Annotated in this window: 30 protein-coding genes; 10 read left to right on the forward strand and 20 right to left on the reverse strand. The window is 67.8% G+C overall.

Annotation, left to right across the window (positions count from 1 at the left end; all coding sequences use genetic code 11):
• The first annotated feature begins 218 nt into the window (after positions 1-218).
• The gene (locus tag EV649_RS39750) at positions 219-827 is read left to right on the forward strand and encodes a uracil-DNA glycosylase family protein (RefSeq protein WP_130388907.1); all 609 of its coding nucleotides are present in this window, start codon (positions 219-221) and stop codon (positions 825-827) included.
• On the opposite strand, the gene EV649_RS39755 is transcribed toward EV649_RS39750, so the two are convergent.
• The 4 genes from EV649_RS39755 to EV649_RS39770 form a co-directional block, all read right to left on the reverse strand.
• Entirely contained in the window at positions 790-1,119 is a 330-nt protein-coding gene (locus EV649_RS39755; RefSeq protein WP_130388908.1) for a hypothetical protein, read from the reverse strand. The genes EV649_RS39750 and EV649_RS39755 overlap by 38 nt on opposite strands.
• Before the next feature lie 138 nt (positions 1,120-1,257).
• Positions 1,258-1,806: a peptide-methionine (S)-S-oxide reductase MsrA gene (gene msrA, locus EV649_RS39760; RefSeq protein WP_130388909.1), complete on the reverse strand. Its 549-nt coding sequence runs from the start codon at positions 1,804-1,806 to the stop codon at positions 1,258-1,260.
• Complete coding sequence (gene msrB, locus EV649_RS39765; RefSeq protein ID WP_241999259.1) at positions 1,803-2,273, reverse strand: peptide-methionine (R)-S-oxide reductase MsrB; 471 nt, start codon at positions 2,271-2,273, stop codon at positions 1,803-1,805. The genes msrA and msrB overlap by 4 nt, the downstream gene beginning before the upstream one ends.
• A gap of 103 nt (positions 2,274-2,376) precedes the next feature.
• Positions 2,377-2,538 carry a hypothetical protein gene (locus EV649_RS39770; protein WP_198682957.1) on the reverse strand — a complete coding sequence of 54 codons (162 nt, stop codon included), beginning with the start codon at positions 2,536-2,538 and terminating at the stop codon, positions 2,377-2,379.
• Between the two features lie 259 nt (positions 2,539-2,797).
• Between EV649_RS39770 and EV649_RS39775 the strand changes: the two genes are divergently transcribed.
• Positions 2,798-3,715 carry an NADP-dependent oxidoreductase gene (locus EV649_RS39775; protein WP_130388912.1) on the forward strand — a complete coding sequence of 306 codons (918 nt, stop codon included), beginning with the start codon at positions 2,798-2,800 and terminating at the stop codon, positions 3,713-3,715.
• A 97-nt stretch (positions 3,716-3,812) separates the two neighbouring features.
• Here the strand turns inward: EV649_RS39775 and EV649_RS39780 are convergent, their stop codons facing one another.
• From EV649_RS39780 to EV649_RS39805, 6 genes are all read right to left on the reverse strand, one after another.
• Positions 3,813-4,193, reverse strand: coding sequence for a nuclear transport factor 2 family protein (locus EV649_RS39780; protein WP_130388913.1), 381 nt, complete (start codon positions 4,191-4,193; stop codon positions 3,813-3,815).
• A gap of 49 nt (positions 4,194-4,242) precedes the next feature.
• Entirely contained in the window at positions 4,243-4,500 is a 258-nt protein-coding gene (locus EV649_RS39785) for a DUF6510 family protein (protein ID WP_130388914.1), read from the reverse strand.
• A gap of 5 nt (positions 4,501-4,505) precedes the next feature.
• The gene (locus tag EV649_RS39790) at positions 4,506-5,198 is read right to left on the reverse strand and encodes a ferredoxin reductase (protein WP_241999260.1); all 693 of its coding nucleotides are present in this window, start codon (positions 5,196-5,198) and stop codon (positions 4,506-4,508) included.
• Between the two features lie 26 nt (positions 5,199-5,224).
• Positions 5,225-5,821: a sulfite oxidase-like oxidoreductase gene (locus EV649_RS39795; RefSeq protein WP_130388916.1), complete on the reverse strand. Its 597-nt coding sequence runs from the start codon at positions 5,819-5,821 to the stop codon at positions 5,225-5,227.
• The gene (locus EV649_RS39800; protein ID WP_157996409.1) at positions 5,821-6,318 is read right to left on the reverse strand and encodes a DNA starvation/stationary phase protection protein; all 498 of its coding nucleotides are present in this window, start codon (positions 6,316-6,318) and stop codon (positions 5,821-5,823) included. The genes EV649_RS39795 and EV649_RS39800 overlap by 1 nt, the downstream gene beginning before the upstream one ends.
• Positions 6,319-6,391: 73 nt before the next feature.
• Positions 6,392-6,739, reverse strand: a complete 348-nt coding sequence (locus tag EV649_RS39805) for an MmcQ/YjbR family DNA-binding protein (RefSeq protein ID WP_198682958.1) — start codon at positions 6,737-6,739, stop codon at positions 6,392-6,394.
• 184 nt (positions 6,740-6,923) lie between these two features.
• On the opposite strand from EV649_RS39805, the gene EV649_RS39810 reads away from it, so the two are divergent.
• From EV649_RS39810 to EV649_RS41920, 4 genes are read left to right on the forward strand one after another with little or no spacing between them, the layout of a single operon-like run.
• Positions 6,924-7,463 (forward strand): carboxymuconolactone decarboxylase family protein, encoded by a 540-nt coding sequence (locus tag EV649_RS39810; RefSeq protein WP_130388918.1) that lies wholly within the window; start codon positions 6,924-6,926, stop codon positions 7,461-7,463.
• Between the two features lie 36 nt (positions 7,464-7,499).
• Complete coding sequence (locus EV649_RS39815; protein WP_198682959.1) at positions 7,500-8,339, forward strand: isocitrate lyase/phosphoenolpyruvate mutase family protein; 840 nt, start codon at positions 7,500-7,502, stop codon at positions 8,337-8,339.
• Positions 8,332-8,988 carry a nitroreductase family protein gene (locus tag EV649_RS39820; protein WP_206751603.1) on the forward strand — a complete coding sequence of 219 codons (657 nt, stop codon included), beginning with the start codon at positions 8,332-8,334 and terminating at the stop codon, positions 8,986-8,988. The genes EV649_RS39815 and EV649_RS39820 overlap by 8 nt, the downstream gene beginning before the upstream one ends.
• 25 nt (positions 8,989-9,013) lie before the next feature.
• Positions 9,014-9,481: a tyrosine-type recombinase/integrase gene (locus EV649_RS41920; RefSeq protein ID WP_241999263.1), complete on the forward strand. Its 468-nt coding sequence runs from the start codon at positions 9,014-9,016 to the stop codon at positions 9,479-9,481.
• Between the two features lie 39 nt (positions 9,482-9,520).
• On the opposite strand, the gene EV649_RS39830 is transcribed toward EV649_RS41920, so the two are convergent.
• Together EV649_RS39830 and EV649_RS39835 are read right to left on the reverse strand one after the other, a co-directional pair.
• On the reverse strand, positions 9,521-10,723 hold the full coding sequence (locus EV649_RS39830; protein WP_130388920.1) for an acyl-CoA dehydrogenase family protein: 1,203 nt from the start codon (positions 10,721-10,723) through the stop codon (positions 9,521-9,523).
• The gene (locus EV649_RS39835; protein WP_130388921.1) at positions 10,723-12,027 is read right to left on the reverse strand and encodes an acyl-CoA dehydrogenase family protein; all 1,305 of its coding nucleotides are present in this window, start codon (positions 12,025-12,027) and stop codon (positions 10,723-10,725) included. The genes EV649_RS39830 and EV649_RS39835 overlap by 1 nt, the downstream gene beginning before the upstream one ends.
• A gap of 85 nt (positions 12,028-12,112) precedes the next feature.
• On the opposite strand from EV649_RS39835, the gene EV649_RS39840 reads away from it, so the two are divergent.
• Genes EV649_RS39840 through EV649_RS39855 form a run of 4 tightly spaced genes read left to right on the forward strand, consistent with a single transcriptional unit; the run spans position 12,113 to position 16,212 of the window.
• Positions 12,113-13,099, forward strand: a complete 987-nt coding sequence (locus tag EV649_RS39840) for a LacI family DNA-binding transcriptional regulator (RefSeq protein ID WP_130388922.1) — start codon at positions 12,113-12,115, stop codon at positions 13,097-13,099.
• Between the two features lie 60 nt (positions 13,100-13,159).
• The gene (locus EV649_RS39845) at positions 13,160-14,167 is read left to right on the forward strand and encodes an alcohol dehydrogenase catalytic domain-containing protein (RefSeq protein ID WP_130388923.1); all 1,008 of its coding nucleotides are present in this window, start codon (positions 13,160-13,162) and stop codon (positions 14,165-14,167) included.
• On the forward strand, positions 14,164-15,129 hold the full coding sequence (locus tag EV649_RS39850) for a Gfo/Idh/MocA family oxidoreductase (protein ID WP_130388924.1): 966 nt from the start codon (positions 14,164-14,166) through the stop codon (positions 15,127-15,129). Before EV649_RS39845 ends, EV649_RS39850 begins: the two co-directional genes overlap by 4 nt.
• A gap of 18 nt (positions 15,130-15,147) precedes the next feature.
• Positions 15,148-16,212 carry a class I SAM-dependent methyltransferase gene (locus EV649_RS39855; protein WP_130388925.1) on the forward strand — a complete coding sequence of 355 codons (1,065 nt, stop codon included), beginning with the start codon at positions 15,148-15,150 and terminating at the stop codon, positions 16,210-16,212.
• Here EV649_RS39855 and EV649_RS39860 read toward each other — a convergent pair.
• The 8 genes from EV649_RS39860 to EV649_RS39895 form a co-directional block, all read right to left on the reverse strand.
• On the reverse strand, positions 16,202-17,446 hold the full coding sequence (locus tag EV649_RS39860; protein WP_130388926.1) for a sigma-70 family RNA polymerase sigma factor: 1,245 nt from the start codon (positions 17,444-17,446) through the stop codon (positions 16,202-16,204). The genes EV649_RS39855 and EV649_RS39860 overlap by 11 nt on opposite strands.
• A 17-nt stretch (positions 17,447-17,463) precedes the next feature.
• Positions 17,464-17,865, reverse strand: coding sequence for a TIGR03668 family PPOX class F420-dependent oxidoreductase (locus EV649_RS39865; protein WP_130388927.1), 402 nt, complete (start codon positions 17,863-17,865; stop codon positions 17,464-17,466).
• Between the two features lie 190 nt (positions 17,866-18,055).
• Positions 18,056-19,648, reverse strand: coding sequence for an NAD(P)/FAD-dependent oxidoreductase (locus EV649_RS39870; RefSeq protein WP_130388928.1), 1,593 nt, complete (start codon positions 19,646-19,648; stop codon positions 18,056-18,058).
• 9 nt (positions 19,649-19,657) lie between these two features.
• Positions 19,658-20,485: a CoA ester lyase gene (locus tag EV649_RS39875; protein WP_130388929.1), complete on the reverse strand. Its 828-nt coding sequence runs from the start codon at positions 20,483-20,485 to the stop codon at positions 19,658-19,660.
• A gap of 12 nt (positions 20,486-20,497) precedes the next feature.
• Entirely contained in the window at positions 20,498-21,682 is a 1,185-nt protein-coding gene (locus tag EV649_RS39880; protein ID WP_130388930.1) for a CoA transferase, read from the reverse strand.
• The gene (locus EV649_RS39885; RefSeq protein ID WP_130388931.1) at positions 21,679-23,667 is read right to left on the reverse strand and encodes an SUMF1/EgtB/PvdO family nonheme iron enzyme; all 1,989 of its coding nucleotides are present in this window, start codon (positions 23,665-23,667) and stop codon (positions 21,679-21,681) included. Before EV649_RS39885 ends, EV649_RS39880 begins: the two co-directional genes overlap by 4 nt.
• Positions 23,664-24,566 (reverse strand): ribokinase, encoded by a 903-nt coding sequence (locus EV649_RS39890; protein WP_130388932.1) that lies wholly within the window; start codon positions 24,564-24,566, stop codon positions 23,664-23,666. The genes EV649_RS39885 and EV649_RS39890 overlap by 4 nt, the downstream gene beginning before the upstream one ends.
• Positions 24,556-25,854 carry an ADP-ribosylglycohydrolase family protein gene (locus tag EV649_RS39895; RefSeq protein WP_130388933.1) on the reverse strand — a complete coding sequence of 433 codons (1,299 nt, stop codon included), beginning with the start codon at positions 25,852-25,854 and terminating at the stop codon, positions 24,556-24,558. The genes EV649_RS39890 and EV649_RS39895 overlap by 11 nt, the downstream gene beginning before the upstream one ends.
• Positions 25,855-25,903: the final 49 nt, after the last annotated feature.

Consider the following 25,903-nt stretch of genomic DNA (forward strand, 5'->3'; position numbering starts at 1 on the left):
ACGGTCCATTCGCAGGTCAGTCCAATCGTCTCAACCGATAGGTCTACAGACGGATTCGGATCAGCCCACCACCGCAGAACGGGTCTATATCGTCCTATTAGCGATCCGCCGACACGAATCTGCATCGGGATCCGCCGTACGGCGACCTCGTCATTGATCACAGCTTGACGGTGTCGCGGGCCTGCGCCACCCTTACTCCCCCACGAATCGAGATCCGCATGGACGAACTCGCAGTAGTACGTGAAGAGATCCGGAACCACGCCTCGAACGCGTGGGCGACGGAACGCGGGTACGAGCCGATCTACTCCGCGTCACCGCGGTCGAGGATCGTTGTCATCGGTCAGGCGCCCGGCCGGCAGGCTCAGGAGAGTCAGATCCCGTGGAACGATGCCAGCGGCATCAAACTGCGGCGGTGGCTGGGCGTCACCGACGCTCAGTTCTACGACCCGGACACGATCGCCCTGCTGCCGATGGACTTCTACTACCCGGGCAAGGGCGCACACGGTGATCTCCCACCGCGCCCGCCGTTCTCGTCACTGTGGCACCCGAGAATCCTGCAGCTGATGCCGGCTGTCCGTCTCACGGTTCTCATCGGGAGCTACGCCCAGAAGTATTACCTGGGAACCAGCGCCAAGAAGAACCTCACCGAGACCGTCCGCGCCTATCGGGACTACGCTCCGGACCGGATCCCGCTCGTCCATCCCTCACCTCTGAACTTCCGCTGGCAGGCCAAGAACCCATGGTTCGAGACGGACGTGATTCCCGCTCTGCAGACCCTGGTCGCGAACGCTATTCGTAGTGACCTTCGAACGTCACGCCGTCGTTGAGCCCGGTGAACCTGAGTCCGACGATCCGTGCGCCATCGACCATCCAGCGCAGCGCATAGCAGGCTCGATAGGACGGCGGCCAGAACGAGCAGAACCTGTCCTGGTCGTCGACATACCACTCGCCGGCGCTGTCGCCGCCGCGTTCGGTATAGGTCGTCTTGCCGTCGCTCGCGAAGACCTGAGTCGCGCCGTCGCCGTACACCAACCGGCCGGCAGTCACCGCCTTCGGGATATCGACAGCCGCAACCGCCGCGCCGTCCTCCGCCTGAATCCCCTGTAATACGTCACGCATCGCGCCCATCGCCTTCCGTCATCGACTTGCCTTCGATGCATTGGTGGCCACCGACGCACGCATGCTTACTGTGCGAAGAGCACAGCAGTGAGGGCGTGTCCATCGCTCATCGATGGACACGCCCTCGGGGTCAGACACTCAGGCGGTGGCGCGGCGTGGAAGAACCCAGTTCGGACGTGCGAAGTGGCACGTATACCCAGCCGGGTACTTGATCAGGTAGTCCTGGTGCTCGGGCTCGGCCTCCCAGAACGGGCCCGCGGGCTCGATCGTCGTCAACGCCTTGCCCGGCCACAGCCCTGAAGCATCAACGTCCGCGATCGTCTCGCGGGCCACCTTCTCCTGCTCCGGGGTGAGCGGAAAGATCGCCGAACGGTAGCTGGTGCCGACATCGTTACCCTGCCGGTTCAGCGTCGACGGGTCATGGATCTGGAAGAAGAACGACAGGATGTCGCGGTACGTCGTCCGCGCCGGGTCGAAAACGATCTCGACCGCCTCTGCGTGCCCGGGGTGGTTGCGGTACGTCGCGTGATCGTTCTGGCCGCCGGTGTACCCGACACGTGTGTCGAGCACGCCGCGCTGCCTGCGGATGAGATCCTCCATACCCCAGAAGCACCCGCCTGCGAGAACCGCGGTTTCGGTACCCGGCCTGCGGGTGATCTCTCCGCTGTCGTGAATTCCGCTGGTCATGATGCGGGCTCCTCGGTACTGGTGGCCTCGAACAGGGACCGGTACTCGCCGTAGCCCTGCGCCTCGAGCTCTGCGACCGGGACGAAGCGCAGCGCGGCGGAGTTCATGCAGTACCGCTGACCGCCGGCGTTGACCGGACCGTCGTCGAACACGTGGCCGAGGTGGCTGCCGGCGCCGGCGGACAAGGCCTCCGTGCGGATCATCCCGTACGACCTGTCGGCCTCCGTACGGACGGCATCCACCGCGATCGGCCTGGTGAAGCTCGGCCAACCCGTGCCGCTGTCGTATTTGTCGGTCGACGAGAACAGGGGCTGTCCGGAGACAACATCCACGTAGATCCCGGCTTCGTGGTTGTCCCAGTACTCGTTCCGGAACGCAGGCTCGGTGCCGCCTTCCTGAGTGACGCGGAACTGGTAGTCGGTGAGGCGGCTGAGCGCCTCCGAAGTCTTCCGGTAGTCGTGAGACACGATTTCTCCTTCTCTGACGCCGCTGGCTGCGCCGTCATCATGTACAACACCATGGGCAGTTGATTTGGTCCCGAGTTCAGGAGGAGCCACCGTGACCGCGATCTCAGTCCGGAGGACGCTCATCGTCCTGTACGGCGGCCAGCAGTCCGTCCATATCCTCCGCGCAGGCTTCACAGGCGGCCAGATGCGCGGCCACGCCCGGATAGTGCTGGGCGGCGTCGACCCCTGCTGCGAGCAGCTCGGCGTACAGGTGCATGACAGCCATCGCCTCATCGCACCCCACGTCACGCGGGTCAGTCGCCAGAAACCGCTCGAGCCTCTGCCGCGACCCGGTCATGACCTTTCACCTCTGTCCATCTGTGATCAGCAGCCCGTTCTGATAACCGTTAGTGGTCGTGCGGCTCGGAATCTTACGCCCTGCATCGAACTCGACCTGCGTGGTAAGACGTCGAGGGTGTGGTGCAGCCAACGCATGTGAACAGAAAGTTCGGTGTAAGCGACAGCTGGATACAAGGAGATGCCGGATGAGGGCAATTGTGGTGACGGACGAGAGTGCGGGGACGGCTGGGATGACGCTGGCCGAGCGTCCCCAGCCGACGCCGGCGATCAACGACGTGGTGGTCGAGATCCACGCCTCGGGCTACGTTCCGACCGAGCTGACGTGGCCGTCGACCTGGACCGATCGCGCCGACCACAACCGGACACCGTCGGTCCCCGGGCACGAGCTGGCCGGAGTGGTCACCGCGCTCGGCTACGGCACGACCGGCCTGTCCGTCGGTCAGCGGGTGTTCGGTCTCGCGGACTGGCACCGCGACGGCACGCTGGCCGAATACGTGGCGATCGAGGCCCGCAACCTCGCGCCGCTCCCGGGCGACGTCGACTTCTCGGTCGGCGCGAGCCTGCCGATTTCCGGACTGACCGCGTGGCAGGGACTGTTCCAGCACGGCCGCCTCGAAGCAGGACAGACCGTGCTCGCCCACGGCGCGGCCGGCGCGGTCGGGACGATGGTGACGCAACTCGCACGTGAGTTCGGTGCGTACGTGATCGGTACCGGACGTGCCGCCGACCGCGAGAAGGCGCTCGATTACGGTGCCCACGCCTTTGTCGACCTGGCCAACGAGTCGCTGGAGGACGTCGGCGGGGTCGATCTGGTGTTCGACGTCATCGGCGGCGACATCCAGAAGCGCTCCGCGGCACTCGTCCGCGCCGGCGGAACCCTGGTCACTGTTGTCGGACCACCCGAGTCACGTCCCGCGGACGGCCTGGCGGTCGACTTCGTCGTCGAAGCCGACCGCACACAACTCGTCGAGATCGTCCAACGGGTACGCGACGGACGGCTGCGCACGAACATCGGCACCGTGGCAACCCTCGACGATGCCGTAGCCACCTTCAACTCCACCGAGCGCACCAAGGGAAAGACCATCATCCAAATTCGCTCATAAGGACCGAAACTGCGGCGGCCTGGTGGATCAGTTTCAGCCGCCAGGCCCGCAGTGGTCGTCGACCGTGCGGCGGGCATCCAGGCGGGATACCAGGCATTCAGGGAGCGATCTCGAGCCTGGTGATGAGGCCATCGGTGAGGTTGAAACGATAGATGACGTCGACGACACCACCGGGGAAGTCGCCCTCGAGGCGGTTGGTGACGACGTACTGGCCGTCGTCGAACTTCTCGACGTGAGTCGCCGTGACCGTGTAGGTGTACTTGCTGGACTCGGCTTCGCGCCAGTGGTGGATCTCGTCGTGACCGGCATAGGTCTTCTCGTTGTCGATCACGGTGGCGTCTGGCGCGAAGGCCGCGAGCAGGTCGTGAGCGTTCGCCTTGTGCTGCGGATCTGCTTCACGCAGGAACCGCATGATGGCGTGCGGCAGGTGCATGGCCATCTCGCCTGCGGTCGGGTCGGGCGGGGTCTGGATCGTCATCTGGCACCTTTCAGGTCGAGGGTGAACAGCAGGTTGTCGTAAGTCGGGATTACGCCAACGGGAGGATCGCGTGTGTCATTCCCGGCGCATCGAGGCAGTACATGCCGCGCCGTTCACTGAGCATCAGCAGGATCGTGTCGCAGTCCCTGCACCGAGCCACCGTGCCAGGCCCGGACGCGTACACCGCCATCTCGGCCACCGCACCGGTCTTCCCACAACCGGTGCACTGGTATCCCATGGTCGTCATGTCTCGCGCGAAGAGATCATGCATGACGCCCGCCATTGCGTTGCCGTCGAGAGGATGCATTGTCGTCACACTCCTGTCCCGCCGAAGCGTTCGGTCCGGATCCGTCCCGGGTCATGCCCCAAAGCAACCAAGCCTGCAGCCGCGGTCTCGACAAACGCCGTTGGCCCGCAGATATAGGTGAGCGGCTCCTCCTTGGCTGACCATCCGGTGGTGGACAGGAGTGCCGGGTCGATGCGTCCGCGGTAGCCGCGCCAGTCGTCCGGAGCCTCGCGAGTCAAGGTGACCGAGACATCGACCAGGTCGTCGGCAGCCAGCTTGATGAGTTCCTCACGGTAGATCAACAACTCCAGCGACCGCGCCGAACACAGCAGGCGAACAGGCACCCGGCTTCCGCTCGCGCGGTGATGCCGCAGCATCGACCGAAAGGGCACCAGTCCTGATCCGCCGGCGACCAGGAACAACGGTCCACCGAGTTCGTTGTCCCAGGCAAAGTATCCGCCGACCGGGCCTCGCAACTCGATTTCGTCGCCTGGCCGCAACTCGTCCACCAGGTACGGCGACACCTCACCGTCGTCGAGTCGCTCGACGGTGAGCGACACGTCCGCGTCCTCAGGCGCCGACGCGATCGAATAGCTTCGCTCCGTCTGATACCCGTCGGGTGCCGTCAGCCGTACGTCGACGTGCTGACCTGCGCGGTGCCCGGGCCAATCCCGGATGGCAAGCGCGATGGTCGTGACCCGCGGAGTCTCGACGGTCATCGAGACCACCGTCCCGGTCTGCCAGGTCAGTCGCCCTGGTAGCGCTGCTCTTTCCACGGGTCTCCATAGTTGTGATAGCCGAACATCTCCCAGAACCCGGGCTCATCGGCTGGGCGTAGCTCCAGGCCACGGATCCATTTCGCGCTCTTCCAGAAGTACAGGTGCGGTACGAGAAGGCGTGCCGGCCCACCGTGTTCCGGGTCGAGCGGCTGCCCGTCGTACTCGTCGACGACCCAAGCCTGTCCACCCCGCAGGTCCGCCAGTGGGACGTTCGTCGTGTAGCCGCCGTCGCAGAACGCCAGCGCATAGGACGCCTGGGTCGGCGCCGCATCGAGCAAGGTGTCGAGCGAGACGCCCGACCAGGTCGTGTCCAGCTTCGTCCACTTCGTCACACAATGGATGTCGACGGTGATGTTCTCGTGCGGCAACGCCCGGAACGCTTGCCACGACCATGAGACCGGCCGGTTCACGAGTCCACGGACCGTGAAGTCCCACGTGTCCAGTGGCGTGTACGGAGTCGGCCCGGCCGACAACACCGGAAAGTCCCGGGTCACGTACTGCCCGGGCGGAACCCGCGCTGAATCCGCAGGACGCCGCCCGACGAACCCTCTGCTGACAGCCATCAGGCCTTCTCACCGAGCTGCGCACGCAGCATCCACTGGTGCTTCTCGAGCATCCCGACAACCCTGACCAGCACGTCCTGCGTGACCAGATCCGCCGCACCGACCGATCCCAGCCGCTTACGAATCCGCTCGGCGACGGCCGCGACCCGCCGGCCCAACTCCCAGACGACCGCGTGATCTGCCAGCGACCGTACCGCGACAGACTCGACACGCGACCCCGCCGCAACCGCCGCACTCTGCCCGTCAGGAACGACTCCCAACGTCACCGCGCGTTCAGCAACAACATCCGCGAGCTCGCGCCACTCCCCGACCACCTCGTCGAGGAACAGATGCACACCATGCGCGGCCGCCCCCACCACACTCCAGTGCAACTGCTTGCCGATGAGCGACAGATCGATCAGGTCCTGCATCACAACTTGCAGCTCCCCACCGACTGCCGCCCGCTCGTTCGGATTGTCCAGCGGCGGCAACTGCACCGAGTTCGCAACAGATTCCATAGACATACCTCCCCAGTGTCACGACCGCCACCGGACCTTTCCTTACCAGCCGGACAATCCTCCTCGGGAGTCGTCAGAACCCAACCGGGCGCCCGCCCGCCACGAGCTGGTAGGAGTCGGTGACGAGCTGCTTCACCAGCTTCTCGTCGACCGTGCCCCCGCCTGCCACAGTGATCCAGTGCTTCTTGTTCATGTGATAGCCGGGGCTGATGTCCGCGTACTGCTCTCGGAGGGCGGAAGCCTTGTCCGGATCAGCTTTCAGGATCACGACAGGGCGACCCGGCAAGTCCGTCATGAGCATGAAGACCTTGCTGCGCACCTTGTAAACATCCCAGTTGGGGTCGAGACGATGCTCCAGGTCGGCCCCCGGCAGGTTCATGGCGACGTCGTTTGCGATCCCCTGCAGCTCTAGCGTGTCCACGGCGATCAACTCCGTTCTCGATACGAATGGCCAGCAATTGCAGGCGTCCTCCTTTGGTGGCCAGATCGGTGTGAATCTTTCACCTACCCGGAGAGGAGCGGGTTGGCCGACCGAGCGGCGGTAAGAACCGGCGCGGGCCAGACACTAACGACTCGCACCACCCCCTATCGGAGGCTGATTCGCTGTGTCACGACTGACTACCCCCTCTCTGGATGACGTTCCTGCAGGCGCGCGGCAGATCCTGGACAAGGTTGCTGCGCAGCTCGGATTCGTCCCGGACATGTTTCGGACGATCGCGTCGAACCCAACCGTCCTAGAGGCCGTCACGAGCTTGCAAGGCACGATGAGCCGGGTTCTGGACGCCCGGACCCGGCACAGCATCGCTCTGGCCGTTTCCCAAGCCAACGAGTGCAATTACTGCCTGGCTATACACACGTACACGTCGTCCGAGTTCGGCGGTCTGTCGAGCGAAGACATCGACCTCGCCCGCGCCGGGAACGCCGTTGATCCCAAGCGCGCCGCGGCGGCTCGCTTCGCTCGACAGGTCGTCGAGAGTCGCGGACAGGTCAGCGACGCCGACCTCGGGGCTGTCCGGGACGCCGGGTACAGCGACCCAGAGATCCTGGCCATCGTCACGGTCGCGGTGCAGGCCCTGCTCACCAATTACATCAACAACGTCAGTCAGACCGACGTCGACATCCCCGCCGTCAACGCGGCCGGCTGACGCGACATGCCCGGATCCGAACTGTATGAACAATTCATGGCGCTGCACAGCCGCGACGGTGGCCTCGTCATGCCGAACGCTTGGGACGGCCTCTCGGCGTTGATGCTGGCCGACGCCGGTTTCGAGGCGATCGCGACGTCGTCCGTAGCGCTCGCCGCCACCCTCGGCAGGCCCGACGGACGGCACCAGATCACCCGCGACGAGCATCTCGAGCACGCCGGACTGCTCGGCCGGCTCACCGGGCTGCCCGTCAACGGCGACTTCGAGGACGGGTACGGCGAGAGGCCCGAGGATGTCGCGGCGACGGTCGAAGCCGCGGTCGAGTACGGCTTGGCCGGCATCGGGATCGAGGACACCTCGGGCGACCCCGGCCGACCGATCCGGGACTTCGACGAAGCCGTCGAACGCGTACGTAGCGCCGTCGACGCGGCCAAGGGACGGATCGTCGTCACCGGCCGAACTGACAACTTCATCCAGGGCCGGCCCGATCTCGACGACACCATCCGGCGGCTGACGGCCTTCGCCGAGGCCGGCGCGGATGTGCTGTACGCCCCGTACCCACCTGACCTCGACGCGCTCGACAAGATCATCACTGCAGTCACGCCGACACCGGTGAACGTCCTCGTGTCACCGTCGGACAGGGTCCTGTCCGTCGCTGAACTGCAGAAGGCTGGGGTCAAACGGATCAGCCTGGGTCCGTGGCTGTATGTCCACGCGATGGGGGCGCTCGATGAAGCCACCAAGGCTCTCGTCGCGGGCGACCTGGCCTCGGCCGCGACCGGCATCAGCTTCGAGCGCATCGGCGAACTACTTGCCCGCGGCAAGAACCAGGCGAAAACCCAACCAGCCAATGATTGCAAGAAGGAAGATGATTGACATGGATCTCGACAAGCTCATGGGCAAGCACCTCACCAGGTACTTCGACCCCAGTATGACGATCCCGGAGGAAACACTCCAGCAGCTGTTGAAGTTCCTGCGCTCGACGCCCACGTCGACCAACATTCAGCCGAACCACTTCTACGTGCTCGCCACGGACGAAGGCAAGCAGCGGCTGGCGGACAACCTGGGCGCACGCTTCCAGGACAACGCCGAGAAGATCCTGAACTCCTCGCACACCATCGTCGTCACCACCCGGGCAGACCTGCCCGAGAGCCACGTCGAGGCGGTTTTCACCAAAGAGCGAGCTGACGGCCGGTTCCCCGAGCACGCAAAGCAGGAGCTGTGGGAGTCAATGACCCGCGACTTCCTCAGCCTGCGCAACTACGGTTACAAGGACGTGAACCACTGGATGGAGAAACAGACCTACATGGTTGTGGGTCTGACCATGATGGCCGCCGCCGAACTCGGCGTCGAAGCCACACCGCTCGAGGGGTTCGACCCGACCAGCGTCGACAAGGCATTCAAGATCCGGGAAACCGGGCATGCCACGACCGTACTGCTGGCACTCGGCTACCCCGACCCCGCGAAGCAGTACACCAACCCGATCTCGCGCTTCGACGCGGACCAGCTGTTCACCTTCGTCTGACCACCGGCAGGATCGGAACCCCTGTATGCCACCAAGCTGGGAGAAGCTCGATGGCGACATCCAGGAGCATGACCTGATCTTCAGCTGGCCTGACGGCAGACACCTGACGGCGCGCCTGCATGACGAGCTGGTGCGGAAGCCGGCTCTCTCAGCAGTCGGCGTGATCCCGCCACCCTACAAAGACAGCCGTGGCCGCCGGCGCTTCAAGACCGACCGTACAACCGGGCTGCACGCGCTTCGTCACTACTTCGCCAGCATCACCCTCGCGGACGGCGTGAACATCAAGGAGCTTTCGGAGTACCTCGGTCACCACGATCCAGGGTTCACACTGCAGATGTACACCCACATGCTGCCGTCGTCGTACGACCGCGCCCGGCAGGCCGTCGACCGCCGACTGACGCGACTTGCGCGGCGGCTGACGGACCAGTCACGGACCAGGGCAGAAATCGACCCGGAGATTGAGTCTCCCGACCCGGGTCCCGGACTGCTCTAGCTGGGGATCCAGGAATGGCGGAAACCCTTGCAATCAAGGCTATTTGAGCTCGGCGGAGGTCTTCCCGAGTAGGCGGCGGGCGACGATCAGTTGCTGGATTTGTTGGGTGCCTTCGAAGATGTCGAGGATTTTGCTGTCTCGGGACCATTTTTCGAGGAGGTGGTGTTCGGAGTAGCCGAGGGGGCCGGTGAGTTCTACGCAGCGGAGGGTTATGTCGTTGGCGGTGCGGCCGGCTTTGGCTTTGGCCATGGAGGCTTGGAGGGAGTTGGGTTGGCCGTTGTCGGCCATCCAGGCGGCTTGGAGGGTGAGGAGGTAGGCGGCTTCCCAGTCGGCTTCCATGGCGAGGTACGTCGCGGCCGCGGCGGACTGCAGGTGGACGGGGCGGTCGTAGTCGATCTGTACGCCGGCTTCGGTCAACAACTCGCGGGTGAGTTCCATCGACGCACGGGCGCAACCGACCGCCATCGCGGCGACCAGCGGGCGGGTGTTGTCGAAGGTCTGCATGACACCCGCGAAACCCTTGTCGATGTCCGCAGAGCCGAGGAGATTCTCCACCGGGACGCGGCAGTTATCGAAGCGGATCGTCGCGGTGTCGGAGGCGCGGATACCGAGCTTGTGCTCCAGGCGTTCGACGGTCATGCCCGGCGTGTCTTTCATGACCACGAATGACTTGATCGCGGCCCGGCCGAGCGACTTGTCGAGCGTCGCCCAGACGACGACCGCGTCGCAGCGGCCGCCCGCGGTGACGAAGATCTTCTCGCCGTCCAGCACGTAGGCATCGCCGTCGAGCCGCGCGGTGGTCTGGATGCTGGCCGAGTCCGAGCCGCATCCCGGCTCGGTGATCGCCATCGCGGCCCACACACCATCGAAGCGCTGCAGCTGCTCGTCCGATGCAACGGATGCGATCGCCGAGTTGCCGAGGCCCTGGCGCGGCATCGACAGCAGCAGCCCGACGTCACCCCAGCACATCTCCATGATCGACAGCACCGACGACAGGTTCGACCCGTTCACGACGCCGTCCTCGGCGGCAGCGGTACGCCGTACACCGGAAGCTCCTGCGCCGGAACCGGTGCCCGAGGCACCTAATCCGTCGACCATCGCGGCGAGCATGTCGAGCTCGACCGGGTACTCGTGCTCGGCCAGGTCGTACCGGCGCGAGTTCGGCCGCAGCATCTCGGCCGCGACCTGGTGCGCCTGGTTGACGAAAGCCCTGAACTTGCGAGGAGTTTCGAGGTTGATCATCAGACCAGCACCGCACCTTCCATCACGCCGATCGCCCGCAGATCGCGGTACCACCGCTCCACCGGATGCTCCTTCACGAATCCGTGCCCGCCGAGCAGCTGTACGCCGTCGGTCCCGATCTGCATGCCCTTCTCGACACACAACCGCCGCGCCAATGCCGCCTCTCGTGCAAACGGCAGACCCTGCGAGGCACGCGATCCGGCCCGGTACGTCACCAGCTTCATGCCCTCGAGCTCGATCCCGATGTTCGCGACCATGAACGCCACCGACTGCCGATGGCTGATCGGCTCGCCGAAGGCCGTGCGTTCGTTGACGTACGGCGTGACGTAGTCGAGCACCGCCCGCGCCGTACCCAACGCCAGCGCGCACCACCCGAGCCGCGACAACCGCACGCACTCGGCGTAGTCCTCCACTGACCCCAGAGGCACAGCCGGCACGTCCGTCAACAGAACGCGGCTCAACGAAGCGGCCCGCAGCCCCATCGACGGCTCGGCCTCGATCGTGACGCCCGGATGGTCCGGCTCGACCACGAACAACCGCGGCCCGGCGTCGGTCTGCGCGCCGATCACGAACAGCTCTGCCTCGGCGGCCCGTGGCACCAACGACTTCACGCCGTTCAGCAGCCCACCGGTGAACCGCGTCTGCAGCTCGAAGGGATCGAACAACGGCCGCGGCTCGAGCAGCGCCAGCGCCGCCGCCGGCACCGACGAGCCGGTGAAGGCCGGCAGGTACGTCGCCTGCTGCGTCTCGTCGCCCCACAGCGAGATCGCCGTACTCACCGCGGACGGCGCCAAACACGCGACAGCCTGCCCCAGGTCGCCGTGCGCGAGCGCCTCGGCGACCAGTACGCCGGTCATCGCGGACCGCTCGGTGACGATGCCGCCGAGCTCCTCCGGGACCTCGATCAGGCTCAGCCCGAGCTCGGCCGACGACTCCAGGACCTTGGGGTCCGTCGTGCACGCGGTGTCGGCGGCGGCGGCAGCGGGACGCAGTACGTCGGCAGCGAACGAGCGCACGACGTCGACCATCATCTGCTGGTCCTCGGTCGGCGTCAGGTCGAACCGCCCGGTCCCCTTCGCCGCGGGCAGCCGGGACGGCGCGGCCAGCGTCGACGCCGCCGAGAAACGCCGGGAGAGCGCTCCCGCCGTCCGGAAACCGGTCTTGGTCGCCTCGAACACCGCCCGCTCGGCCGGCTTCCGCAGCCCGAGCCGGTCGATCGCCCGCCACTGGGCCAGCCGGTTCAGCAGGGCGACCCCGACGCCGATCGCGTCCCGCCTTCCGCGCGTCCGCTCCTGAATGCTCATGCCGCTACTGTAAACCGAAGTTACAACCCAGGTCACGTTTTGCCCGTTGTAACCTGACCAACCCAGGCTCAGAAGGAGTGCAGCGGTGGCGGTCAGCATGTCCGACGTGGCCCGGCACGCGGGCGTCTCGCAGCGGACCGTCTCGAACGTGGTGAACAACTACGTCCACGTCTCCCCCGCGACCCGGGCCCGCGTCCAGGCCAGCCTCGACGCCCTCGGCTACCGCCCGAACACGGCCGCCCGCCGGCTGCGCACCGGCCGGACCGGCACCGTGACGCTGGCCGTCCCGACCTTCCGCGAGCGGTACTTCGCAGACCTCGCCGAGGCGGTCGTTTCCGCCGCGAGAGAGCGCTCTACGACCGTTCTCGTCGAGACCACCGGCGGCCGCCACGAGACCGAACTCGAACTGCTCCGTGGTGGCGGCGAGATCCTCACCGACGGCGTGATCATGAGCGCGGTCTCCCTCGGCCGCACCGATCAGCGCAGCAGCCACCCGGTGGTCCTGATCGGCGACCGCGAGCCGGGCAGCGCGATCGACCATGTCGGCATCAAGAACCGCGAGGCCGCCCAGGCCGCCGTCACCCATCTCCTGGACGCCGGCCGCCGACGGATCCTCCTGCTCGGCGCGAACCACGGGCCCAGGCGCTCGTATCAGCTGCGCAGGCAGGGCTACCAGGCGGCGTTGAAGAAGTACGGGATCGAACCAGATCCGGAACTGGTGGTCGAGTGCGACTGGACGACCGCGGCGGCTGCCGACGCCGTCACCGCGCTGCTCGCCGAGAGAGCGCTCCCCGACGGGATCTTCGCGATGAACGACTCCGCCGCGCTCGGCGCCCTCCGCGCCCTGGTCCGCGCCGGAATCGACGTACCGGGTCAGGTCTCGGTGATCGGCTTCGACGACATCGTCGAGGCAGGTCTGTCCACGCCGTCGCTCAGCACGGTCGCACCGCTGCTCGACGACATCGCGAGCATGGCGCTCGACCTGCTCGAGGAACAGCTGGACGAGGATCACGTCCCGCAGCACCGGATGGCCGGCTACGAGCTGCGCGTCCGGGAGAGCACCGGCCGCTGACACAACGCTCACCGGCAACCCCTTGTGGGCAGGATTTGCTACGTAGTAAATTCCGGCAGCATGACGCGTACCGCCCTCGCTCCCAGATTCACCGGAGCCGGCAACATCGAGTTCGCGGACCACGAGTACCCGGACCCCGGACCCGGCCAGCTCCTCCTCGCCGTCCAGGCCAACGCCCTCTGCGGCACCGACCGCCACCAGTACTACGACGGCTCGTCCGTCGTACCCGGCCACGAAGCCGCGGGCACCGTCCTGCACGCCGGCGATGGCACCACCACACCCGTCGGTAGCCGCGGCGCCGTGTTCCTGATGGACTTCTGCGGCGAATGCCGAAGCTGCCGGTACAACGCGACCAACCAGTGCTTCGCCAAGCGCGCAGACATGGGCTTCACCCACGACGGCGGCTACGGGCCGTACGAACTGGTACACGAGTCCAACTTCTTCCCGATCACCGACGACATCGAGATCGGCAACGCGACGATGCTGCTCGACGTGATGGGCACCAGCAGTCACGCCCTCGGCCGCGCGGGGCTGGTCCGGCAGGACGTCGAGAGCGTCTACATCGCCGGCGCCGGACCGATCGGGCTCGGCCTGACCGTGATGAGCAAGCTCAAGTACGGCGCCGACGTACCGGTCTACATCTCAGACTTCTCCCGCTGGCGGCTCGACTTCGCCGAATCGTTCGGCGCGATCCCGCTACTGGCCGACGACCTCAGCAAGGCCGGGAACCCCGATCTCGCCTTCGACGCGTCCGGCAAGGAATCCGCCCGCCGCGCGGCGCTCGGCATCATCAGCCAGCGCGGCGCCCTGATCTGTGTCGGCCACGGCGAATCGGTCACGCTCGACGCGTCCCGCGACCTGATCAGCCCCGAACACGCGGTCCTCGGCAGCGAATACTTCCGGTACGACGAGATGCCCGGCAACCTCGCGCTCCTCCAGGAACACCAGGAGCTCATCGCACGCGTGATCAGCCACCGCTTCCCGGTCGCGGACATCGCCGACGCGTTCCGCCTGTTCATGGCCGGTGAAACGGGCAAGGTCGTAGTCACGCAGGACGGTGCCGCATGAGAGTCGCGGTGGTCGGCGCCGGCGGCTGGGGCGAACAGCACGCGCGCATCTTCTCCCGACGCGAGGACACCGAACTGGTGGCGGTCTGCGGACGCACCCCGGCCCGCACCCAGGCACGGGCCGAGAGGTACGGCGCGACGCCGTACACCGATCTCGACGAGATGCTGCGCACCGAGCGCCCCGAGCTCATCACGGTCTGCCTGCCGAACGAGGACCACTACGACGTCACGCTGAAGCTCGTGCGTACCGGCGTACCGCTGCTGGTCGAGAAGCCGCTCGTCTTCGACCTCGCCGAGGCCGACACGTTGCTAGCCGAAGCCGGCGACCGCTTCTTCGCGATCAACTTCAACCACCGGTACGCCGAACCGGTGCAACGCGCGAAGGCCCTCATCGACGCGGGCGAACTGGGCGCCCTGATCTTCGCCACCTGGCGCTTCGGGGGCGAGGCGAACCATGGCCGGTCCCCGCACGCCAACCTCATCGAGACCCAGTGCCACGGCTTCGACATGCTCGAACACCTCGTCGGCCCGATCTCCGCGGTCTCCGCACACCTGACCGACAAGACGTACGGCGCGTTCAGCACGCTCGCCCTCGCGCTCGACTTCGAGAATCGCGCCGTCGGCACGATGCTCGGCACGTACGACTCGTCGTACGCCTATCCCGACACGCAGCGCATCGAGATCAACGGCACGAAGGGCCGCCTCGTCATCCACGACACCGTCCGTGCGCTGACGTTCTCCAAGGCCGGCGACTCGGTCGAGCAGCGCTGGCACTCGACGTACTTCGACGACGAGGCCCGCAACTTCGCGGGCACCTTCGACCGCCACGTCGACGCGCTGCTCACCGCACTCCGCGCCGGCGACCAACCACCCGTGCACGCCCGCGCCGGCCGACGGGCCCTGGCACTCGCCCACGCCGCCATCGAATCCCACGAGACCGGTCGGCGGGTCAGCGTCACCTGACGTCAGTACGATCCGTTCATGGACCGGACCAACGCACTCGTCGAGCGGATCTTCCGGAACGCCGGAGCGGCGCTCGAGCTCTACTCCATCTACCTCGGCGAGCGCCTGGGCCTGTACCGGTCGCTCGCCGAGCAGGGCCCGGCGACGTCGGTCGAGCTGGCCGAACGCACCGGCACCAACGAGCGCTACATCCGCGAATGGCTGGAGCACCACGCAGCCAGCGGACTCGTCGACGTCGACGACGTCACCGCGGCTCCCACCGAACGGCGCTACACCCTGCCGCCCGAGCACGTTCCGGTGCTGGCTGATCCGGACCACGTCGACTACCACGGCTACAAGGGAGTCGAGCTCGCCCGAGCGGCCCGCATGCTGCCGGACCTGGTCGAGGCGTACCGCACCGGCGACGCCCCGCCGCACCAGCCGTGGGAGCCAGAAGGACGGGCGGAGTTCAACCGGCCGACGTACCTGAACTTGCTCGGCAAACAGTGGCTGCCCGCCATTCCCGAGATCGACGAGCGACTCCGCGCCGACCCACCGGCCCGGGTCGCCGACTTCGCCTGCGGCACGGGCTGGTCGTCGATCGCGATGGCCCAGGCCTATCCACGCATTACCGTGCACGGCCTCGACCTCGACGAGGACGCCATCGCCGCAGCAACCCGGAATGCACTCGAGGCCGGACTGAGCGACCGCGTCACCTACTCGGTCGCGAACGCGTCGGACTCCTCACAGAGCGGCCGGTTCGACCTGGTCACGATCCTGGAGGCCCTGCACGACATACCGCGACCCGTCGACGCGCTGCGGAGCGCGCATCAACTGCTGGCACCAGGCGGTTCGGTCCTGATCCTCGACGAGTTGGTCGAGGACGAGTTCACCGCCCCGGCCTCGGAGCTCGAGCGGTACCACTACGGCTGGAGCCTGATGTCCTGCCTGCCGGACGCGATGGGTGATCCGGAGTCGGCCGCGACCGGCGCGGTGATGCGACCGGCGACGCTCCGCCGGTACGCAGGAGAGGCAGGATTCCAGGAGGTGCAGATCCTCCCGTTCCACACCTCGCTGTTCCGTTTCTACCGACTCATCCCGTGACCGCGTCGGCCTTCGCCTGCAAGTAGCGCTGTTCTGGGAGGCTCGTCGTACGGCGGGCTGCGGCCAGATAATGTTCGTGGGCCTTGGCCGGATCCCCCGCGCGCTCGTACAGGTGCGCACGGACCGCGTCCAGTCGATGGGTCTCGGTGATGTTCTTGTCGTCCTCGAGGGTCGCGAGCAGGTCGAGACCCGCCTGCGGACCCTCGACCTGGGCGAGCGCGATCGCGCGGTTGAGCGTCACCATCGGGTTCGGCGCGAGCTTCTCGAGCAGCAGGTACAGCGCGAGGATCTGCCGCCAGTCGGTCTCGTCCGCGCTCGGCGCCTCCGCATGTACGGCGGCGATCGCGGCCTGCAGCTGGTACGACCCGACCGCGCCCTGCTGCAGCGTGTGCAGGATCAGGTCGGCGCCTTCGGTGATCTGCGCGCGGTCCCACAACGACCGGTCCTGCTCGTCGATCGGCACCAGACCACCGTCCGCGGTCGTGCGCGCGGCCCGGCGTGAGTCGGTCAGCAACATCAACGCCAGCAGGCCCGCAACCTCACCGTCGTCGGGCAGCGCCGCTCGCAGCATCCGCGTCAGCCGGATCGCTTCCGCCGTCAGCTCGACCCGCTGCAACTCCTCGCCGGAGCTGGCCGTATAGCCCTCGTTGAAGATCAGGTACAGCACCTGCAGTACGACGCGTTGCCGCTCGGCCCGCTCCGGCTCGGGCGGCATCACGAACCGGCTGCCCGCCGCCTTGATGCTCTTCTTCGCGCGGCTGATCCGCGGCGCCATCGTTGCCTCCGGCACCATGAACGCGCGCGCGATCTCCGCGGTGGTCAGACCGCCGACCGCCCGCAACGTCAACGCGACCTGCGAGGCCGGCGTCACCGCCGGGTGGCAGCACAGGAACAGCAGGGTCAACGTGTCGTCGGTGTCTGGTGCCTCGTCCACATCGGCACCAGGCGAAACCAGCTCCTCAGGCCCGGCCATGGCCGCGACGTTGTCCTCGCGCCGCCGCCGCGCGTTCTCGCTCCGGAAGGCGTCCGTGAGCCGCCGCGTCGCGACCGTGATCAGCCAACCCCGCGGATTCGCCGGTACGCCGTCCACCGGCCACTGCGTCGCCGCCGCCAGCAACGCCTCCTGTACGGCGTCCTCACACAGGTCGAACTGCCCATGCCGCCGAGCCAGAAACCCCAGCACCTGCGGCGCAAGCTCCCGCAGCAGCCCCTCCACACTCACGCGCTCGTCCACCCCACGTAGCGTACGCGTCAGCTGAACGACCAGCCTGACCACGCGTCGGCGCGGATCGTGATCACCGGGCCCTGCGGTGGGTCTGCCTCGTACTGCGGGTACTTGGCTACCAGCAGCTCGACCGCTGCAGCGTGCTCGGGCAGCACGCGCGCGACCCCGTCGACCCGGACCCACCACAGATGCGCCCAGTTCTCGTCGTACTCATCCACCAGCACGGCGACCCGCTCGTGCGCGGCGATGTTCCGCAGCCGCTTGAGCGCAGTCGTCGACTTCGGCTTCTGATCGATAGCGATGAACAGCTCGTCCGCGTGTACGGCGTACGTCACCGGGACGATGTGCGGGCGCAGATCCACCCCAACAGTCCCCAACCGCCCAACCCGCGCCGCCGCCACCCGAGCCCGGCACGTCGCCTCATCCATCCGCACCCTCCGACCCTAACCACCTCACCCCCATTTGGCTGGCCTACCCACCAATTTGCCTGGCTGACCCATGACGTTCGGGGTTTGCCACCCTGAATATGGGTGGCAAAGGCACAACTTCATGGGTTGACCAGCCAAATTCGTGGGTCAGCCAGGGAAATTGGGCGGGTGGGTTGTGGTGAGGGAGGGGTCACCGCTGCAGGTGGCGGAGGGTTGCTGTTGGGAGTTTGCGGGTGAGGGGGCCTAGGAGGGAGGCGTCGCGGAGGGCGGTTCGGGCGGCCAGGTGGCCGCAGGCTCCGTGGACGCCGCCGCCGGGGTGGATCGCGGAGCTGCCCAGGTACAGGCCCTCGACGAAGGTGCGGGCGCTGCCGAGGCCGATCGTCGGGCGGAAGATCAGTTGCTGGTGGAGTTGCATCGTCCCGCCGCCGACCGCGCCGAGCCCGAGCGCGGCGTTCCCCGACTCCAGCGCGGACGGGCGCTGCAGGTCGCGGTCGATGACGACGTCGCCGAAGCCGGGAGCGAACCGCTCGATCGCGCGTTCCATCCGGCCGGCCAGCTTCTCCGCGGAGGCGTCGTCGGCGATCCCGCGCGGCAGGTGCGCGTACGCCCAGACCGCCTCGGTCCCGTCCGGCGAGCGCGTCGGATCCGCCTTCGTGGTCTGGCCGATCAACAGGAACGGCTGCGCCGGCACCCGCCCGGTGTCGAGATCGGCGGACAGGTGCACGAGCTCATCGACCGTCCCGCCGAGATGCACCACGCCGGCCGACCGGGCTTCGGGAGCCAGCCACGGGATCGGGCCGTGCAGCCGGAAGTTCAGCTTGACCGTCGGGTAGTCCCACTCGAACCGCTCGTCCAGGTCCCGCCGCAGCCCACCCGGAATGAGGGCCTGCGGCAACAACTCGCCGTACAGCACCGGCGCGGAGGTGTCCGCGACGACGGCGCGCTCGACGGTCACGGTCTCGCCGGAGGCGGTGTGTACGGCGGTCACTCGGCCCGCGGACACCTCGAGACCGGTCACCGGCGTACCCGGGACCAGCAACGCGCCCGCTCGCTCGGCGCGCCGTACCAGCGCGCCGGAGAACGCCGAGGATCCGCCGGCCACGACCGGGAAGCCGACGTCCTGAGCCAGCATCGCGAGCAGCCAGCCCATCGTCCCGCTGACGGCGCCCGACAACGGCGCGTCCGCGTGCAGCGAGTTTCCAGCGATGATCGCCGGTCCGTGCCGTCCGTCGAACAGCTCCTGGCCCATCCGGTGCATCGGCATCGCCATGAATCGCGCGAACCGCAGCAGCTCCCCCGCCGAGCCGAGTTTCCGGGCCAGCTTCACGCCCGGACCGATGGGCGGCCAGGTCGTGAGCAGCGCGTTCAGCAACGGCTCCCGGATCGCTACGTACTGCTGGTACAGGCGCAACCACGCGTCACCGTCGCCCGAGTGCTCGGCGCCGAGCGACTTCGCGGTGTCCTCCGGATCCGGGTGGATCGCGGCCGCGGCGCCGTCGGTATCGAGCAGATGGACGAGCGGGAGCGGGGCATGCGCCCATTTCAGGCCGAACTTCTCGAGCTCCAGCGTCCGGAGCACCGGTGACGCGACCCCGAGCGGGTAGTTCGAACTGAAACGATCGCTGATCCAGCCGCCGTCCTCAGTCGAGCGGACAGCACCGCCGAACGTGTCGGCGGCTTCCAGGACCAGCACGTCCCAGCCCGCGTCGGCAAGCGTGATCGCGCTCACCAGCCCGTTCGGCCCCGAACCGATCACCACGGCATCAACACTGCGCGGCAGCATGGTTCGAGCCTAACTGGCCCGGGCCTGGATCTCGCGCATCAGGGTGGTGAGCTCGCGGGCGCGGCCGATCATGGCGGGGTCGACCATGCGGCCGTCGGGGAGCACGATCACGCCTCCGTGGGCGACATCCGCCTTCTCGACGGCCGCGAGCAGCGCCTCCGCCTCGGCGACCTGGATCGCCGACGGAGTGAACGCCTCGACGATCGTGGCGAGCTGCCGCGGGTGGATCGCCGTACGGCCGACGAATCCGAGCGCGCGGCCTTCCTGCGACGTACGGCGGAGACCGTCGAGGTCCTGCACGTTCGGGTAGACCGACATCATCGGCGCGCCCAGGCCCGCTGCCCGCGACGCCGACACCAGCCGGCCACGCGCCCAGGCGAGACCCTCCGGGCCGTCCACCCCGAGCGCACTGGACAGGTCCGCCTCACCGAGCGCGACCGCGACGACACGCGGATCGGCGCTCGCGATCTCGAAGGCCCGCTCGACGCCCAGCGGTGACTCGATCAGCGCAGTGATCCTTGCTGACGGCACCTTTTCCAGGACTGTCTGCACATCGGACGCACTCTCGACCTTCGGCAACCGGATCCGCACCGCAGGTACGGCGGAGATCGCCGCCAGGTCGTCCGCGATCCACGGTGTCCCGAGCGCGTTCACCCGGACCTCCACCCGCCCGTGGGAGTTCACCGCGATCCAGGCCACCGCCCAGCCCCGCGCGTCCGCCTTGTCGGCGACCGGTACCGCGTCCTCGAGATCGAACACCACCAGATCGGGGCCCGCGGCAACAGCCTTCGCGAACCGGTCCGGCCGGTTGGCCGGAACATACAGTGCCGTCAGCACTTCAACGCCCCCTCACACCACTCCAGCTGCACGCAGCGCCGCCAGCTGAGCCGGCGTGACGCCGATCTCGGCGAGCACCTCGTCGGTGTTCGCGCCGTGCGGCCGGCCCGCCCACTTGATCGCCCCCGGCGACTCGGACAGCCGGAACAGCACGTTCTGCATCTGCACCGGGCCAAGCTCATCGTCGTCGACGCTGACGATCGTCTCCAAAGCGGCGTACTGCGGGTCGCTCATGATCCCGCGGATGTCGTGCACCGGCCCGACCGCGGCCTCGGCCTTCTCGAATTCCTCCATCACGAGCTCCAGCGGCCGCGCCGCGATCCACGAGCCGACCGCGTCGTCGAGCTCGTCGGCGTGCTGGGCCCGCTCGCGCCCGGTCGCGAACCACGGCTGTGCGACCAGATCGGCGCGCCCGACCAGCATCACCACCCGCTCGGCGATGCTCTGCGAGCTCGTCGAGACGGCCACCCATCGGCCGTCGAGAGTCTTGTACACGTTCCGCGGGGCGTTGTTCGACGACCGGTTCCCGAGCCGCGGCTGCACGTACCCGGTCTGCTGGTACGCCGTGATGCCGCCGCCGAGCATCATCAGGATCGGCTCGATGATCGCCATGTCGATCACCTGCCCCGCCCCGGACCGGTCGCGCTCGCGCAGCGCCACCAGGACGGCGTACGCCGTGGCAAGCGCGGTGATCCCGTCCGCGAGTCCGAACGGCGGCAACGTCGGCGGCCCGTCCGGCTCACCCGTGACCGCCGCGAACCCGCTCATCGCCTCGGCCAGCGACCCGAAACCGGGACGCCGCGACCACGGCCCGACCTGCCCGAACGCCGTCACCCGCGCGATCACCAGCCGCGGGTTCGCCTCGAGCAACACCTCGGGCCCGAGCCCCCAACGCTCCAGCGTGCCGGGCCGGAAGTTCTCGACGAGCACATCATTCTGTTTGACCAGATCGAGGAACACGTCCCGGCCGCGCGACAGGTCCAGCGTCGCGAGCCGCTTGTTCCGGCCGAGGGTCTTGAACCAGAGCCCGACACCGTCCTTCGAGGCGCCGTGCGTGCGCGCGGCGTCCGGGCGGGCCGGGTGCTCGATCTTCGTGACGTCGGCGCCGAAGTCGCCGAGGAAGGTCGCCGCCAGCGGTCCCGCGAACAGCGTCGCCGCCTCCAGCACCTTCACCCCGTCGAGCGGAGCAGGTCTCATCCCGCGCACCTGAAGCCGATGTTCTCCGAGCGGTCGAGCCCGCCACCGGTCAGCACCAGCTTGAAGCTGACATCCGGGTCCTGCGGCCCGCCGTCGGCGTACCAGTCGGAGCCCTCGGCAACATAGTGCGAACCGCCCTTGAGGATGCAGAACCGGCTGCGGCCGTCGCGGTGCTCGCTCTCGGTCAGGTTCCACACCAGCGGCTCGCGCCGGACGAATCCCTCCTCGAGAGCGGCGATCTGCCACTCGTCCTCGGTAGGCAGCCGCCCGCCACGCCACGCGGCGTACGCCCGCGCGTCCGGCAGGTCGACGTACGTCACCGGCCGGTCCTCGGTCCCGGGCACGGGAGCCCCGTCGACCCAGTGCTGCAGGAACCGGTTCGCGATCAGCGGCCGATAACCGGTCGCCTGCACGAAGGCCAAGTACTCCGCGTTGGTCACCTCGGCAACAGCCACCGAGACACCAGGCAGCGAGACCTCACGCTCGACCGTCTGCATGTCGTGCAGGCGAGGCGGCAGCGGCTTCCACTCCTCGACGTACGGCGCGGTGTCGTACAACCCGGTCTCGCGCCGCCGGTGCCGGACCGTCAACGTCCGTTCCCCCGCCGGTACGTCGACCGTCGGACCGATATCGGCCGGCCCAGTAACGGCAGGCACCACGACCAGCTCGGCCGGACGCATCGGGAATGCGGACTCGCTGACGTGCGCCCGCGGCATCGTGCCCAACCGGCGGGCAGTCGCGCGGCACGAGGCGCCGGCGGTCGCGCCGACCCGGACGATCCCGGCCACGCCACGCCCCGGCACGGTCAGGTGTACGCCGTCGTCGTCCGCGGTGATCGGCACACCCGAGGTCACGTCGTACCAGTCGCCGACCTGATCCTCGGAGCGCAGCACGATGCCGTCGAAGTCTTCGTCGTGACGGTTGATCAGCGTCCAGAACGTGATGTCGGCCAGGTCGAACCTGGACCCGAAGACGCCGTGGTCGCGGGCCGTCTCCGGGATCTCCGGCGTCAGCTGGATCCAGTCGCCGGCGATCAGCACCGGCGCGAACGCCCGCTGCGCGGCGACCATCCGGCGCAGGGTCGCGCGGTCGCGGGCGTTCCATCCGACCCACGCCGAGAACACCGACTCCCAGATCAGCATGCCCACGCCGTTCACCCACGCGGACTGCAACTCGTCGCTGTGGTCCCGGTTCCAGCGGCGGGTGTGGTGCATCATGTGCCGGCGCTCGAACAGGTGCGCCCTCAGTACGCCGGGCGCGTGGGTGTCGGCGAACCACTGCGCCCAGGACAGCGCATGGTCACCGATCCTTGCCATCGGCAACCGCGACTCGCCCTCCAGCGCGATCGCCGGGTTCGCCTGCCGGATCGCGCGGGTGAACTTCGGGTCGCCCTCCTTGAGGGTGTCCAGGAACACGCCGTCGACCGCGTAGTCCGTGACCAAGGTCGCGAACTCGTCGGCGTCCGAGCGGTCCGCCCGGCGGGTGCCGACGTCCCACGGGTTGTAGTCGAAGAACACCTTCAGGCCGAGCCGGTGCAAGTCGTCGATCAACGCACGCAGGCCTGGTACGTCGCGGTAGAAGTCGAACTGGTTGCGGTCGTCGATCCCGATCACCGGGTACGCGTGCCAGAGCACGATCGCGTCGTACCCGCCGAACTCGGCGATCCCGTGCTCGACGAACCTCTCCGGCGTGAACTTCCCGGTCTCGACGTTGTAGAGCAGGTCGTCCCAGAGCCAGACGAGCGCCACCGAGTACGCCGTCTGGGTCCACTCGCGACCGGGCTGCTCGTAGTGCGAACCGTCGTACCGGGTCCGTTCGATCGCGCCGAACCGCCATTCGGCCAGTTTCGCCCGCCAGCGCGGCAGGTCGGCCGGGTCCTCCGGCGCGCCGAGGATCTTGGCGTCGTCCAGGAAGGACAAGTCGGTCCCGAGCCCGAGATCGACCCTGCCGGGTAGATCGATGGGCCGCGGTTCGAGCGGATTCACAGGTACACCTCCGCATAACGCGCGTCGATTGCATCCCCGTGAGGCACCGAGGAAATCGCCCCCGCGGCCTGAACACTCAATGAAGCAGCAACGTTAGCGCGTCGGACCGCGTTCGTCAGGTCGCTTGCCGTGATCGAGTCGCTCCCTGACACGGCAGTTAACGTTGCAGCCAGCACCCCGCAGAATGTGTCCCCCGCGGCCGTCGTGTCGACCACCTCCACGGGTACGCCGGGAACGGCGATCTCGCCGTCACCGTTCAGGTCCCGGATCAGGATCACCGCGCCGGCTCCGCCGAGGGTGACGACCACGGCCGGCACCTTCTTCAGCAGCGCGAACCGGTCCGGCCCGGCGATCGCCTCGGCCTCGGTCTCGTTCACCACCAGCAGATCGACCTCGGCAAGCAGCTCGTCGGACAACTCGGCCGCCGGAGCAGCATTCAGGATGAAGTACGCCGAAGCAGCGGCCGCCGCCTGCACGGTCGAGAACGGGATCTCCAATTGAGAAAGCACGATTTTCGCTTGTCCGATAGCGGCCACAGCGTCCGCCGACAGCGTCAGCTCACCGTTCGCGCCGGGCGCGACCACGATCGAGTTCTCACCGCTCTCCTCGACCGTGATGATCGCCGTACCGGTCGGGGCCTCGCTGGTCGTCGCCAGCGTCAGGTCCACGCCCTTCAGTGCGGCCCGCAACAGCGCACCGCCTTCGTCGTCGCCCAGGGCGACCACCATCGCTGTCCGCGCACCGGCGCGCGCCGAGGCCACTGCCTGGTTCGCCCCCTTACCGCCCGGACCACGCGTCATGGCCCCCGCCAGGACCGTCTCGCCCGGCCGCGGGATCCGCTGGACCGGCAACACCAGGTCCACGTTCGCACTACCGACAACAACAACCTCAGGCTCCACCCCGGGCCACCTCCACAGTCCGCCGCGCCAGTTCGTCGATCGCGATCTGGTTCATCCCCGGGAGGCTTGTGGTCACCCGGTTGTCCAGTGGTGCAGACCACTCTGCCGGAACCCCCCGCGTCGCGCCAAAAACCGCGCCCACTGTGGCGCCGGCCGAGTCGGTGTCCCAGCCGCCCATCACCGCGCGACCGATCGCCGTCGTGAAGTCCGGAGCAGTCAGTGCGTAGGCAGTGAGTGCGGTGTTGTTCACCGCATGTACCCAATGCAGGTCGCCGTACTCCGCATGCAGAGCGTCGAGCGCATCGTCCAGCTCAGCATCCGCGAGGGTCAGGCCGAAGCGCACGGCGCGAGCGATCGCGCCCTGACCGCTGATCACATCCAGGCCGGCGACCGCGGCCTTGACCGGATCGTCGAGCACCAGTGCGGCGGCCGACATCGCGGCGACCCAGAGCGCGCCGTCGACACCGGCGCCGGTGTGACTGAGTCGGGCGTCGACCAGCGCGAGCCGCGCGGCTGCGGTCCGGTCACCGGGGTGCGCCCAGCCGTAGGCGTCGGTCCGGATCTGGGCGCCGATCCACTCCCGGAACGGGTTCCCGACGACGGCCGCGCGGGCCGGCTCGACCCCTTCCAGAAGGTTGCGGTAGGCAACACGTTCGGCGGTGAACACGCGGCCGGCCGGCAGGTCGTTCAACCAGCTCTGCGCCACGTCGTCCGTGGTCAGCCCCGCCCCGAACCGCTCCATCATCAGCAGCGCGAGGATCGCGAAGTTGATGTCGTCGTCCTCGGGCATACCGTCGATGACCTCGCGCAGGCTGTTCACCTTCGACCGCCGGTTCCACGGCCACCGCTGCTGCACCTCGTCCGGTACGCCGACGGCAGTGATGTACTGCGTCAACGGCCACTGTCCAGAACTGGCGAGGATCTCCCGGATGCCCTCGCGCGGGATCTTCTCGACCGGCTTGCCGAGCAGGTTGCCGGCCATCCGCCCGAGCCAGGCGTTCAACGTCCGGGCCTCGAGTTCGACCGGTTCGCCCAGCGAAGGCAACTCCGGAATCGCGGGCTCGCGCCACTCCCCTGTCCTGGCGTCGAGCACGTCGAGCAGCTCGCGAGCAAGCGCACGCAGCGCGGGCGTGGCCGGTTCGTCGGAGGCACCGGACACCGGCGCGTCCGTCGTACCGCCGGCGGCGAGCCAGCGGGCCTGCACGTCGGTGACGTCAACGCCTTCCGACCGCGCCTGGACCAGTTGGTGCGGGAGGAGATCCTCCGGCTGCACCCAGGTCATTCTCATCGCACTGCTTCCTTCCCTTGTTGCGCCAGGCGAAACGCCCACCTGGATC

This window comes from Kribbella sp. VKM Ac-2569 (genome assembly GCF_004216905.1).
Taxonomy (GTDB): domain Bacteria; phylum Actinomycetota; class Actinomycetes; order Propionibacteriales; family Kribbellaceae; genus Kribbella.